This is a genomic window from Bacillus mesophilum (assembly GCF_008923265.1).
Classification (GTDB): Bacteria; Bacillota; Bacilli; order Bacillales; family Cytobacillaceae; genus Cytobacillus; species Cytobacillus mesophilum.
Window position 1 is genome coordinate 190,486 of the sequence record NZ_WBOT01000005.1, and the last position, 13,596, is coordinate 204,081.

Below are 13,596 nucleotides of genomic sequence, written 5' to 3' on the forward strand. Positions count from 1 at the left end.
GTTTCCTTAACCTGCCAATTTAGCGGCAAAAAAAAGGCTCCCTATTAATAGGAAAACCTTCATTTAGATTATATTTATTTATGGTAAAAAAACAGGTTAGCATTTCATTCTATCTTAACAGAGAGAGCCAAGGGAGCTGTCCCTTAAAAAATATTTGGATCAAGGAACCTGTCCCCTAGATCCTACTTCCTAACAACCGGAATCCACATTTCACCAAATACTACTCCATCTTTCTGTCCCATCACAACCGCTGCATTCGGGCCACCAACATAGGATACATCTGTTACTTCCATCAAAACTTCCCCAAACGCTATACCAGTGAGCAGATTACTCAACTCTTGGTCTGTATTTGCTTCGCCTTTAACAACAATGTACTCACCTTTAGGAAATTCAATGAGTCTGGATGCCTCTGGCAATGACGCCTCTGTCATCACGCCAGCATAATGCATCATTTTGTTATTCACTGCTTCGTTAACGACAAATAGGTAATCATTTGCCGCGATCTTTTTTAGTTTATCTAGCGTTCCATCTTGATTGATTGACTGCCAGAATTCTGCCTTTTCGTTATTAATCCCTACATAATCGGTGTAATCACTCTTAAGTTCTGTACCAATGCCTAAAACGGTAAAACTGTCCTTTTCTTCTAAAATATAATTTGCCATTATAATTCCTCCTTTTAAAATAAACCATTTGTATTTGGTCTTGCTACGTTTATAATAGCGTTAAATCATGTCAAAAAATGATACTGTTTAGGAGGACACGATGAAGAAAGTTGAACGGATTAATACCATCATGCGATATATCAATAACCGCTCCTATTTTACAATCTCTGAAATTATGCAGGAATTTAACATTTCTCGTTCGACTGCAATTAGGGATATCAGAGAAATTGAAGAGATGGGAATGCCGCTTGAAGCTGAAGTTGGAAGAGATGGAGGGTATTCAGTCATGAACAATTTTGTCCTTCCTTCTATTCGTTTTACTGATAACGAGGTTAAAGCTCTTTTTATTGCGTTTATGGCATCAAGGAATCAACAGCTTCCTTATCTAAAAAGCCGGCAGTCTTTAGCTGAAAAATTACTTGGTCTCATTCCAGAGACACAACAAGAGAACCTTGTCCTTTTAAATCAAATCTTGCTTTTTGAAGGCACCAATCCAAATAATCCTGATCTGCTTGACCTGTCTGACCTTCCTCATCCGATGTTAGAAAAGCTCATCCAAATCCTGCTATTGGATCGGCATTTATTGGTTACCGTCAAAGAAGGGAATTTAATAAGCTCGTATCCGATTTATCTCTTGCACCTCTATCGTGAGAAGAATTTTTGGCAGATTGAGGGATTTGACTTAAAAGAAGAGAGAAAGAAGATTTTTCTTGTAGACCACCTCACCAATGTAGAATTAAGTCCCATGAAAAAGAGAGTAAATAAAAAAAAGGTATTAGAAAAATTAAGGAAGCAGGAAGAAGTAAACAATCTTGTCATTGAATTAGGTCCAAAGGCAATTGCTCAGTTTAGAAAATATCACCCTCTAAAATTCTCACTTGCTTATACAAATCCCTACCAAACCACAGCTATATTAAAAACTCATATCAATGTGAGTATGCCCGAAGAATTGTCAGATATAACAAATTGGCTGCTTTTCCTTGGTGAGGATATCAAGTTCAAGATCGTGCCAAATGAAATTAAAAAATGTTTACAACAGAGATCATGTGCATACTTCAAATAAGCTGCTGCGAGTTAATGGTTTTGTTATTTGCTGGTTTTTATTCAGCGCCAAAGCTTGCTATGACTGCTTTTGGAGGGATTCACAAAGCCATATTGGGCTTATACCCATAAGAGGAAGCAGCAGTTTTCAATTTTAACCTGCCAAAATTAAAATTAGGCTGGGACAAAACGAAATTAATATTTCTAAAACAAGAATATTCAATATCTTAGTTTCGGTATTTAATCAAGACCGTTCCATTGCGCTGCGGACCCTCGCTTTCCGCGGGGAGCAAGCTGAGCCTCCTCGTCACTTCGTTCCTGCGGGGTCTCACCCTTTGCTCTGCAGCCCGCAGGAGTCGAGGGCCCTCCGCTCCATTTCACTCATGTAAATAAAATATATTTTATAATTATAAATAAAAAAACGAATGATTAGAAAGATGCCTTCCTTACCATTCGGTTCAATAGGTATGTTAGTTACTTATGTCTCAGCCTCGCATTTGTCCAATCTTTTATGAATACTGGGTCTAGGAACCTGTCCCCTTAACCCAAATCCCATTTCTTAAAGTACACTGAAAGAATAAATTCATTTTCCTGAACTTCAGCTGCCACTTTCCCGCCTTGCTGTTCAGCAAGTTCCTGAACAATATGCAATCCCAATCCAAGATGAGTGCCAGTTCTGCTTTGGTCTAAGCGGAATGTTCGTTTAAAGATCATTTCAAGCTCAGCACTATTCATTTTGTCAACGTCATTTACAGCCTTTAACACCACGTAATCTTCGTCTTCTGCTAATGTAATGGTAAAATGGCTTTTGGCATAGGTTAATGCATTATGAATGATGTTGGTGATCATACGGACGGTCGCTTTTTGGTCAGCCAGAATTGGAGAGACACTGGCTTCCTTTATATCTACCTTTAATTCTTTCTTTTCAAAATCATCATAGAATAAAAGCATGGTTTCCACGAGGGTTTGGTCCAGCAATTGCTTTTCCATGTGCAGCTTTTTATCTGATGAATGCAGCTGTGAAAGTTCATAGAATAAATCCACAATCAAGGTGAGATTATCAATTTTTTTCTGAATAATGGTTAAGAATTCCTTTCTCTCCTCTTCAGATAAAGACGGGTCTGTTAATAACTCTGAAAACCCCTTGATTGAAGTGATCGGGGTTCGCAGATCATGAGAGATGTTAGTGATTTCTTGTCTTAGTTCCAATTCTCTTCTTTCGACTGACTGCTGGTTCTGTTTGTATAGATGAATAAGCTGGTTGATTTTCGCAGCAAATGTCGCCAGGTTTTTATTATGGGTATTAGTCCGGACTAACTCATTTGTCCCAAAATGTTCGTTGATATCCTCTAATTGCCTCGTCATCCTTCTGATATCCCAATGGAAAAGCAGAAGCATGACGACCGCAGCAATCAAAAGGAATACCAAGATGCTTATAATCAGCCAGCTGCTCACTTTCATTCATCCCTTCATCATCAATCGATGTTTTGTTTTGCAAACATTCTTGCTCCAATCAGTAATGCAGCCATTGATAGGATCAAGCCAACAATCCAATACTGGATGCCTAATTGAGGTGTACCATTCACGAAGCTCATTAAATTATCATTCAGCAGTGTATCTGGCGCGTATTTATATACCTCGTCTAAGGCTGCAAACGGACGAAGCAGAAAGCGCAGCAAATCTCCTAATATAGCAAAAATCAATAACATTACGATAATGATATAAACATCTCCAACTTTTAGCATTTTCAGCGTATGCCCCAGAAAAAAACCACTCAGCACGATTGGAATCATATTCACACTCACTATTAGAAAGTTTCTCAGTGCTTCAGGTTCATGAGTCAATAGGGAGTCACCTAGAAGAAGCATTAAACACATACCAATCACACATACCAAAAGAAAATACCCTAGAGTAAGAATCAGCTTTGACCAAAAAATGATACTGCGGGAGATCCCAAAAGAAATGGATTGCTTGATCAAGGATCGATCTTTCCCCGTTAGAGCCATATTGTAAAGCAGACCAATAATGATAATTACTAGTCCTGCTGCCGTAACATTTGAATAGAAGAATTGATCTGTTGCATATGGAAAGTTGGTTTCATATTCCCCGAAATAATAAAGGACAGCAGCAGCAAAGGCAATCAGCATATAACAAAGTATTGCTGTTAAATGCAGACTTTTTTTGCGCAGCAAACGGTAATATTCACTTTTCATATAATTAATCATGCTGATCGCCTCCCACTAACCCTAAGAAGTATTCCTCGAGATCCAGTGTTTTGATGCTGAACTGCTTCACCATCACACCATTTTCGACTAACAAGCGATTAAGTTTTCCACTGTTCTCCACATGATTTTGAATCGCAATTTCGTGATCAGGAAGGACTTTCAATTGAATGTCAGCATTGGCCCGCTCCAGTAATTGGACTGCTTTAGCTGAATCATCTACTGTGATCAGAATTTGCTTTTTACTCTTCTCCTCAAGCAGTACTTTGCTTAAATCTTCAACAATGACGCCATTTTTGATAAAAACAAAACGGTTTGCCAGCAAATTCAATTCGGTTAAAATATGACTGGAAATAAGGATTGTTATTTGATTTTCCTGATTTAGCTTTTTCAATAATTGGCGGATTTCCATGATCCCTTCAACATCCAAACCATTGATCGGTTCATCAAGCACTAAACAATCTGGATTGCCTAATAGACAAAGAGCTATGCCTAGGCGCTGCTTCATGCCCATAGAATAGTCTCTAAATCTTTTTTTCTTTTCTTGCTTTAAACCAACAATCTCTAAAACTTCATAAACGCGCCTTTTGTCCACGATTCCTCGTTGAATCCGAAAATACTCCAGGTTTTGAACTGCCGTAAAGTCCGGGAAGAATGCTGGTGTTTCTACCATAAATGCAATTCTTCTTTTTGCTTTTTCCAGCTCTCTGCCCGATTTTCCAAACAAATGAATCTCACCGGATGACGGCATTTGCTGACCAGCCAGAATTTTAAAAAACGTCGATTTTCCTGCCCCGTTTTTTCCGATCAGTGCACAAATTTCACCTTTTTTTAATGTGAAATCCAGAGGCTTAAGGACGGTTTCATTTTTAAATTTTTTCATTAATTGATACGTCTGTATAACAGCATCCATCTTTTTGACTCCTTTGCTAAATGTTCTACTTTCAGTTTAGCGTAGAAATCTTTAAAAACCTTTAAGCAAAACATAAAGAAATCATAAAGAAAAGCGGAAGGCGCTCGCCCAGGGACGACAAGCTTAAGACTAGCTGGCTTAAAGGTTGTTCTTTAACCTTTAGGACAGATTGGCTTAAGACCTCGAGTCCCTAGCGCCTGGAGCTAGACATAAAGAAATGCGGAAGGTGCTCGCCCAGGGACGACAAGCTTAAGACTAGCTGGCATAAAGAAAAGCGGAAGTGATTTTTTCAGTCTTTCAGGTCATACGAACATGAATCCAACTCCCCAAACGGTTTTAATATACTCTGTATCCGTCACTTCCGCTATTTTCTTGCGCAGGTTTGAAACGTGAACGCTGACAGTATTATCGTCGCCATAGTAGGTCCCTTTCCAGATGCTTTCGTAAATTTCCTTTTTGGAAAGAGCACGCTCTGGGTTATTCATGAAAAATGTTAAAAGATCAAATTCAGCATTCGTAAGCTGTATTTCCTTTTCATTTAATGTTACCAATCTTTTTTCTGTATGAATTTTAAGTTCGCGCCAGTCCATTTCCACTGATTTCTGCTGATAAAATCCAGCCTTTCTTAATTGAACCTCAATTCGAGCCATCACTTCTTCCTGATTAAATGGCTTCGTTATGTAATCATCTGCACCCATTTTCAAAACTTTCACTTTATCCTCAACATCAACTTTTGCAGAAATAATGATAATTGGAATGGAACTTTTCCCTCTGATTTCTGTTAACAGCTCCTCACCGCTTTTGCCTGGAAGCATCAAATCGAGCAATATTAAATCGAAGGAATTATTCTGCAGCTGCAGCAGTCCTTCTGTTCCAGAAAAAGCTGCAACCGGCGCCATCTGTGATTTTGTTAAAATCACACTGAGCAGCCTGCTGATCTCTTGATCGTCTTCGATTATTAAAATTCTTTTGCCTGCATTCATTTGATCACCTGTTTTTTTGATAGACTTTTTTCTATAGATTTTAAACCTTATATCTTCTATAGTAAAATATGTTTTTTAAAGGATGAAAAAATACAAAAAGGCAAAAATATAGCGATGTACACAACCACAACAACGATTTCAAACATTTGATAAACTAATTCTAACATTTCTGCTTTATGAATTTGTAAAACAAGTTTAATAAAGATTTAGATGTTGTCTTATGAATCCAATCTCATTAAATTCTTCGTAATTTAGTGACTATGAATAATGATTTGACTATACTTCCTATCATTAATAACCCCCATAAAACGGTGTTATTTCTGTACTGCCTCACTAACCTGCGCCTTAGTAAAAAGACAAAAGCCGCCTGAGTTGGCGGCTGAACTAATACATATTCACCTGTTAGCAGAGATTAACCTAAACTTCTAAAACACTAGTCAACGTACTTTTTTCCTTCCATCGATTCAGCTGCCGAACCGATGAAAGAATCATTGCATTTTAAAAGTTTATTCCATTTCCTTATCCAGCTGTTCATTTAATTGTTGGATAATCCCTGATAGCATTTCTTCTGTCATTGCCCCCTGACTGAAATTAACCAATGCTCGCAACGGCATATATTTCATCATGGCTTCCATTAATTCTGTACCTAGACCATCACTTGGAGCCGCATCCCCAACTGGATTGTTCATCTTCTCCAGAAGTTCCTTTGCAAATGGAGCCAGTATTGGGTCAGTCATTAAATCACCAATGGTTGTATTGCGATGAACAGGTTTTTTTATACTTACGCTTGACTGAACAAAAACATTGTCCTTTAGAACAATCTCCTTGGATGATTTCCCAATTAAAATTTCGAATTCTCCTGTTTCAACATGCCAATCCTTCAGCTTCACGCTGTAATAAGCAAATGCTTGTTTATCTAAGAGGAAAGTCACAACTTTCTCCTCACCAGGCTGCAATTCAACTTTTTCAAAACCTTTTAGTTCTTTTTCCGGTCTGATCACACTGCTCTCCACATCACGAACATAAAGTTGCACCGTTTCTTTCCCAGCTTCATTTCCAGCATTTTTTACGTTTAGCGTCACAGTAACATGTTCGCTCTCTTCTATTTGCTTCTTGCTTAAGGAAAGTTTGCTGTACTCAAAGTGCGTATAACTTAAACCAAAACCAAATGGGAATAATGGTTCAATCCTTTTCTTATCATAATAGCGATACCCTACGAAAATGCCTTCCTTATACTCCACTAGATCCTCTTCCCCAGGGAAGTTTAAGAAAGAAGGATTATCACTTAACTGCATTGGAAATGTTTCCGCTAATTTCCCACTTGGGTTCGCATCTCCGAATAATAAATCCGCAATGGCTCCTCCCAGTGCTTGTCCGCCTAGGTATCCTTCTAACAGTCCTTGTACTTTTGAGATCCAAGGCATTTCAATTGGCGCACCATTACTTAATACAACGATAATATTGCTATTGACCTCTGCAATGTCTTCAATTAATTGGACATGGTTTTCCGGAAGGTGTAAATGCTGACGGTCATACCCTTCTGATTCATAACGATCTGGCAGTCCAACAAAAAGGATTACTGTATCTGCGCCAGCTGCTGTCACTTTTGCTTCACTAATTAGGTGGCTATTAACTTCATCACTTTCCAGCTCATACCCCTTGGCAAATAACACATTCGTATTCTTACCTGCAGATTTCTCAATTTCTTCTAATATATTATCTAATTTTGTAGGTTTTATATGAGAACTTCCGCCGCCTTGATATCTAGGTATCTTTGCAAATTCACCGATAACAGCAATTTTGCCTTCTTTTTTCATAGGAAGGATACTGTCTTCATTTTTAAGTAGAACCATACTTTCTCTTGCCACTTCTCTAGCTAGGCGATGATGAGCTTCTATGTCATACACAGCGTTTGATTTTTTGTTATCCACAGCTTTAAAAATAATATTTAAAAACCTTTCTACAGCTCGATCCAGCTTTTCTTCAGACAGCTTTCCGTTTTTAACAGCCTCTATAATCTTTTGTTCACCAATCCCATTGCTTGCTGGCATTTCTAGTTCTAACCCAGCGGAAAGTGCATCTGCACGTTCATTAACTCCTCCCCAGTCAGAAACCACAAACCCTTCAAATCCCCATTCATCTTTTAAAATATCATTTAGCAAATGATGATTTTCTGAAGCGTATTCACCATTAACTTTATTGTAAGCTGACATTACTGTCCAAGGCTGTGCCTTCTTAACTGCACCTTCAAAACTCGCCAAATAAATCTCACGTAATGTTCTTTCATCAATGATTGCATCGGTAGACATTCTCCGGTGCTCTTGATTATTTGCTGCAAAGTGCTTTAAGGAAGTTCCAACTCCTTGGCTTTGCACACCATTGATATGGCTTGCTGCCATTTCAGAGGAAAGGTAGGGATCTTCTGAAAAATATTCAAAATTTCTGCCGCAAAGTGGAGAACGCTTGATATTTGCCCCTGGTCCAAGCAGAACTGCAACCTCTTCTGCCTGGCTTTCTTCGCCTAATGCAACCCCAACCTGATTAATTAATTCTTTATTCCAAGTACTTGCTAATCCAACAGCTGACGGAAAACATGTTGCAGGAACACTGTCAAAAATCCCTAAATGATCAGATCCTTCCTTTTGTTTACGTAATCCGTGCGGTCCATCGGTAACCATAATTGAAGGAATTCCTAACCGCTCAATCCCTCTTGTATGCCAAAAATCTAATCCCGAACACAGACTTGCTTTTTCCTCTAATGACATTTGAGATATAATTGCTTTAATATTCCTGCTCACTTTTATTCCCCTTTCTAGAAAACGCTTACTACTGCCATTATATTGTTTGTATTTACTTTTTTATGGTATATTTTATAGAAAAATTGTATGATTTTTGGAACTTTTTATATAGGAGAAAAAAGTTGAAAACATTATTATTGGATGATTTAGAATACATCACTAATCTTTATTATGATTTATTTAAAGTTCCCTTACTTATTTTCGATCCTCAAGGAACATTATTATATCAAGTTCCAAATCACAATATTGAAAGTCCATTTTATGTACCTATAAAACACCAGCTATTAGAAGTCTACAGAAACAATGATCAGCCAAGTATGCCAATGTTCTTCCAAAGTCCATACCTTGAAAATTATTTCTCAGTTTCTCTTCATTCCAATGGTGTATATATTGGGTTCTTACTTGTTGGACCAGTTCTAAATAAAAAATTATCCGAAGAAGCCATTACGATTATAAGAAATGACTATTACCCGAAAACAAAGAAGGAAGAATTCCTAACGTATTATCACTCCCTTCCAGTTATCAAAGAAATAGATTTTATTCATATTAGTTGTGCGCTTTATTATATGATTTATCAAAAGAAATTGGATGTTTCAGACATATATGAAAAGAAGTATTTAGAGGAAAACAAACAGGGTAAAATTGAAGAGCCCATTGCACAAATAGCAGAAAAGCGACAAAATGATCAGGCAAGTGTAAATACTTTAGACGAAAAAAAGTTGTTCAGCTTAATTAAAGCAGGGAAGACAAACCAAGTTTTACATGCACTACATACACAAAGTGATATGGAAATAGGACTACTCTCCAAAAAGAGTTATCTCAGGAGTTTAAAAAATTCTGGTATTGCAGCGATCACTTTGGCAACAAGAGCTGCAGTGGATGGCGGGCTTAACGAAATTACTGCCTATAATCTTAGTGATTCTTTAATACAGCAGCTTGAGGATCTTAATGACCACAAAAGTGTTGGAGAGTTTATACAAAAGTGCCTCCTTAAGTTTGCAGAATTAGTTGAAAATAAGAAAAAAAATAAATACTCAAAACCTGTGAGTGCATGCCAGAGTTATATTAACAGCCATCTATATAGAGAAATTTCCCTTTCCGAATTAGCGAACACGGCAGGATTGAATGCAAGTTATTTATCTGTTTTGTTTAAAAAAGAGGTTGGGATTTCGATTAGTGAATTTATACATCGTGAAAAAGTTGAAGAAGCTAAAAATCTTATGAGATTTACAAATCATTCTATATCAGAAATTGCAACAATACTTAACTTCCATGACCAAAGCCATTTTTCAAAAGTTTTCAAAAAAATAACTGGTATTACGCCAAAACAATTTTATATAAAAAAACTCGACAAAGGAATCGACTCATAATTTTATACAAAGGAGCCTAAAAATAAGAATGAACAGAAATTTTTAGTAATTTGAACACCTAACATATATACCTTTCCAAGCAGAGTGATAGATCCTGTCGCTATTTTGGAATAGATATCAGCCATTCACTTTAGGACTCAAAAGGGGACCATTTTTTTGGAATTTAAAACGAAACGATTAACCATTAGACCATTTAAGAATAGTGACTTAGATGATGTTTTTACTATCTATAACAATGATGATACCTGTAGATATCTATTGCATGATAAGTGGGCACATGAAGATAGGCAGGCAAAGTTTAATAAAAAACTAGAAAATAGGAAACTTACAAAGGAAAGAACTTTAAGTTTGGCAGTTGTAGAGAACGCGAAAGTCATTGGTGATTTATCTGTATGGTTTACAGATATGAAAGATACCATTGAAATTGGTTATAGCTTTTCTAACGAAGCTTCAGGAAAAGGTTATGCTACAGAAGCAGTAAGTAGTTTAGTAAAGGAGTTATTTGATCGCTTTGATGTGCATCGTATACAAGCTAACCTTGATGCAAGAAATATAGCATCGCAAAAACTGTGTGAGCGAATTGGCATGAGAAAAGAAGCTCATTTTATTCAGGATTTTTGGAATAAGAATGAGTGGACCGATAGCGTTGTATATGGGATGTTACTTTCAGATTTACATTTGGCCGATAATTAAGTGACGGAGCAAAAAGCATAATTAAAATTCATCTTTATGCTCAGCAGCCTCTAATGTAAAGTTCAATTTATTTATAATCCAAAAATCTTGTTTAATTATAAAACCCTTCTTCCTCAACTATCCCTATTTATTTTGACTGCTCTATAAATGTTAATATTAGAAAAAGCAATTGGAAAGACATTTCGCTACTTTACAAAATGCACTTATTCATATTTTCCCAAAATTTACGTTATCTTCATATCTTTCTGTTATGTATAATAATCTCAATCACATATTAAGGATGAGATAGTTATGTTAAGAAAACTCTTTGGTAAACATTATACCGCTGCAGACTTTTGGAATTGGTTCAGCAAACATTCAGATGATTATTTTCAATTAGAGGAAGATCGTTTAGAATCTCTTTTTCAAAAATTAAATAGGCAGATCTCTAAGATAAATGAGGATTTATCATTTGAATTTAGCGCTGAACTTGTGGAAGGAAAGAGAGAATTTATTATAAGTGCAGATGGAATTCTATCGGCTTTTCAAGATGTCATTAATCTTGTTGAACAGGCTCCTCCACTTGATGGGTTTAAAATCATTGCTTTCCGGCAAAAAGGGGATATACAGGATTTACCGTCCATCGAATTTGAGGACATTACTTTAGCGCCTGACCATGTCTTTTTTACTTACAGAAAAAATGGGGATACATTAGATATTGTTTTGTATATTCAAGGTTATGACGCAGACTCGGAAGATTGGATACCCGCTTCATTTATTTTATTAGATCTTATTGTCGGAGAATATGATGTTGCAACGAAACTTGGCAGTATAGATTTTCTGCCATATGCAGAAGGTCCTAATTTGAAATCGATTGTTGAATTGCCTGCTGTGGTGGATAGAGAAATCAATGGGATAAGCAAATGAAGTTTGTCCCTTCTTCTTAATTAACTCATCCCCTAAACCATAAATCCTCCTTTCCTTATTAGGTTTCACTCTTTGGCTATATTTTTCAACGAAAAAAAGCCCCTAATCAATAGGTGGCTTTCTTCTACCTCGGCAGCGTAAACAATCCCTTCATCTCACTATAGGTTCCAGCGAGTCTTCCCAGCGGATTGAGCTTCTCAAGATTCACTTTGTAATTTCCTAGGTAATATTCATCTTGAATATGATAATGAATCATTTGCCCAATAATGAGATGGTCTGTGCCAAGCGGTATGATCTGATCGAGTTTGCATTCCATTTGTATGGGGGCTTCTTTTACCCTTTTAGGTTTTACTGCAATGCTATCAACCGGTGTTAAGCCGGCTGCTTCGAATTCGTTTATTTCAGGCTGGACATTCTCGGCGCTCTTTTGCATGCCGTTTCCAAGCTCAGCTTTAACCACGTTGATGACAAACTCTTTTTGTGAACGGATATTGGCCAGTGTATCCTTTTCAGTGCCTTCCCTTTCACCAACACCAGGACCCACGGAAATACAAAGCATCGGCGGGTTGCGTGACGCCACTGTAAAAAAACTATAAGGAGCTAAGTTTAGAATGCCGGACTCTGAAATAGTCGAAACCCAGGCAATCGGCCTGGGAACGACTGATCCGCTCAACAATTTATAGACTTCTTTTTCTCCAAGTTCTGAAGGGTTTATCTCCATCTGCGCATCTTCCTTTCTATTAAAACACTTCGGCCCTATTCCTCTTATTTAGTATAGACAAGTAAAAGAGCATAAAAAATACGACAAACATCAATCCGGTGATCAACAGCCAGCCAAACATAAAATTCCCTGTCTCATCTACCATAAACCCAAATAGAGGGGGAACAATCATCACACCCATAGAACCAAACATTAAGCTAACACCGCTTGCGATTCCGGCCTGCTGTGGAGGAACAATCTCACTGGCCAGGTTCATCCATATGCCATTAAAACCTGAAACAGAAAAACCAAACAGCATGATAATTGGAACTAACAAAGCAAAACTTGCACTCGGAAGCAGCGCCACAATTGTACTTGAAACAGCTGTTAAGACTGAAATGATGAGTAAAATGATAATCCGATTACCTTTAAATACAATATCACTAATTATTCCCCAAGTTATTCGTCCAAGTGTGCCGCTGAGCTCTGAGATAACAAATAGACCTCCGGCAAGCACAAGTGAAATGCTGAATTTTTCATAAACAAAAAGGACCAGATAGGTGTTTAAGCACATTTGCGAACCATTTAAACCAATCGCACTAAAGCTGACCAGCATAAGAGATTTATTTCTCATCAGCCCAAACATAGATTTATAAAAATCTGTCAGACCTTGATTTGCTGCAGGTTGACTTTGCTTAGGAGAATCCCGATATAACCAATAAGAAACAAATCCGCTGAAGACCAAAAGTAAACAGCCTGACATCAATACAATCCTCCAGCCATATTCCACACTTAATGGAAGCAAGATAAACCCCGCCAGAGCAGACCCTGCCGTTACCCCTGTTTGCTTAATGCCCATTGCTGTTCCACGCTGATTTAAGGAAAACCAGTCGATGATGCCTCTGTTGGTAATTGGATGCATTGCCCCGTACCCCATTCCGCCAATCATGACAAGAAAAAGGATAAGCAAAAAATGGACTGTGAACGTCATTACTAAGAATCCCGCTCCCAGAAAGATGGCTGCTAATACCAATAAGTTTCTTGAGCCATAACGGTCGGTTAAAAATCCTGCTGGGACGGAGATGATTGCCTGGCCGAAGAAAAGAGCCGCCGGCAGCATCCCAATTTGCGATTTTGTTAACGAAAGATCCTCGCCAATGAGTGCTCCAAGCGGTCCGATACTGCGTCCGACAAAAGCAATTAGAAGCTGAGCCATCAGCAGATATACAAGCATTCGCCACTGCTCAGAAAGAATCGATGCTCCCTGTTTCACTTTCAGTTTAGACATGTTTTTTCGCCTCTTTTATT

The 13,596-nt window shown here is 37.6% G+C and carries 13 protein-coding genes; 4 read left to right on the forward strand and 9 right to left on the reverse strand.

Annotated elements, in window-relative coordinates; genetic code table 11:
- Nucleotides 1-182: 182 nt before the first annotated feature.
- The gene (locus tag F7732_RS16275) at nt 183-662 is read right to left on the reverse strand and encodes a GyrI-like domain-containing protein (protein ID WP_151575058.1); all 480 of its coding nucleotides are present in this window, start codon (nt 660-662) and stop codon (nt 183-185) included.
- A gap of 100 nt (nt 663-762) precedes the next feature.
- On the opposite strand from F7732_RS16275, the gene F7732_RS16280 reads away from it, so the two are divergent.
- Nucleotides 763-1,725, forward strand: a complete 963-nt coding sequence (locus F7732_RS16280) for a helix-turn-helix transcriptional regulator (RefSeq protein ID WP_151575059.1) — start codon at nt 763-765, stop codon at nt 1,723-1,725.
- A 518-nt stretch (nt 1,726-2,243) separates the two neighbouring features.
- Here the strand turns inward: F7732_RS16280 and F7732_RS16285 are convergent.
- The 6 genes from F7732_RS16285 to F7732_RS16305 form a co-directional block, all read right to left on the reverse strand.
- Nucleotides 2,244-3,068 (reverse strand): sensor histidine kinase, encoded by an 825-nt coding sequence (locus F7732_RS16285; RefSeq protein ID WP_240056661.1) that lies wholly within the window; start codon nt 3,066-3,068, stop codon nt 2,244-2,246.
- Nucleotides 3,022-3,201 (reverse strand): hypothetical protein, encoded by a 180-nt coding sequence (locus F7732_RS23125; RefSeq protein ID WP_240056662.1) that lies wholly within the window; start codon nt 3,199-3,201, stop codon nt 3,022-3,024. The genes F7732_RS16285 and F7732_RS23125 overlap by 47 nt, the downstream gene beginning before the upstream one ends.
- Complete coding sequence (locus F7732_RS16290; RefSeq protein WP_151575061.1) at nt 3,179-3,928, reverse strand: ABC transporter permease; 750 nt, start codon at nt 3,926-3,928, stop codon at nt 3,179-3,181. The genes F7732_RS23125 and F7732_RS16290 overlap by 23 nt, the downstream gene beginning before the upstream one ends.
- Nucleotides 3,921-4,838, reverse strand: a complete 918-nt coding sequence (locus tag F7732_RS16295) for an ATP-binding cassette domain-containing protein (protein WP_151575062.1) — start codon at nt 4,836-4,838, stop codon at nt 3,921-3,923. The genes F7732_RS16290 and F7732_RS16295 overlap by 8 nt, the downstream gene beginning before the upstream one ends.
- Nucleotides 4,839-5,140: 302 nt before the next feature.
- A complete protein-coding gene (locus F7732_RS16300; RefSeq protein ID WP_151575063.1) occupies nt 5,141-5,821 on the reverse strand; it encodes a response regulator transcription factor in 681 nt (226 codons plus the stop codon).
- Nucleotides 5,822-6,327: 506 nt separating this feature from the next.
- Nucleotides 6,328-8,619 (reverse strand): glycoside hydrolase family 3 C-terminal domain-containing protein, encoded by a 2,292-nt coding sequence (locus tag F7732_RS16305; protein WP_151575064.1) that lies wholly within the window; start codon nt 8,617-8,619, stop codon nt 6,328-6,330.
- 122 nt (nt 8,620-8,741) lie between these two features.
- Between F7732_RS16305 and F7732_RS16310 the strand changes: the two genes are divergently transcribed.
- The 3 genes from F7732_RS16310 (at nt 8,742) to F7732_RS16320 (ending at nt 11,588) form a co-directional block, all read left to right on the forward strand.
- Entirely contained in the window at nt 8,742-9,989 is a 1,248-nt protein-coding gene (locus F7732_RS16310; RefSeq protein WP_161598902.1) for an AraC family transcriptional regulator, read from the forward strand.
- Nucleotides 9,990-10,145: 156 nt separating this feature from the next.
- On the forward strand, nt 10,146-10,682 hold the full coding sequence (locus tag F7732_RS16315; protein ID WP_151575066.1) for a GNAT family N-acetyltransferase: 537 nt from the start codon (nt 10,146-10,148) through the stop codon (nt 10,680-10,682).
- Nucleotides 10,683-10,973: 291 nt separating this feature from the next.
- Nucleotides 10,974-11,588 carry a hypothetical protein gene (locus F7732_RS16320; protein WP_151575067.1) on the forward strand — a complete coding sequence of 205 codons (615 nt, stop codon included), beginning with the start codon at nt 10,974-10,976 and terminating at the stop codon, nt 11,586-11,588.
- Between the two features lie 124 nt (nt 11,589-11,712).
- Here F7732_RS16320 and F7732_RS16325 read toward each other — a convergent pair whose 3' ends face one another.
- Complete coding sequence (locus tag F7732_RS16325) at nt 11,713-12,309, reverse strand: flavin reductase family protein (protein ID WP_151575068.1); 597 nt, start codon at nt 12,307-12,309, stop codon at nt 11,713-11,715.
- Between the two features lie 19 nt (nt 12,310-12,328).
- A complete protein-coding gene (locus tag F7732_RS16330) occupies nt 12,329-13,576 on the reverse strand; it encodes an MFS transporter (protein ID WP_151575069.1) in 1,248 nt (415 codons plus the stop codon).
- Between the last annotated feature and the right edge of the window lie 20 nt (nt 13,577-13,596).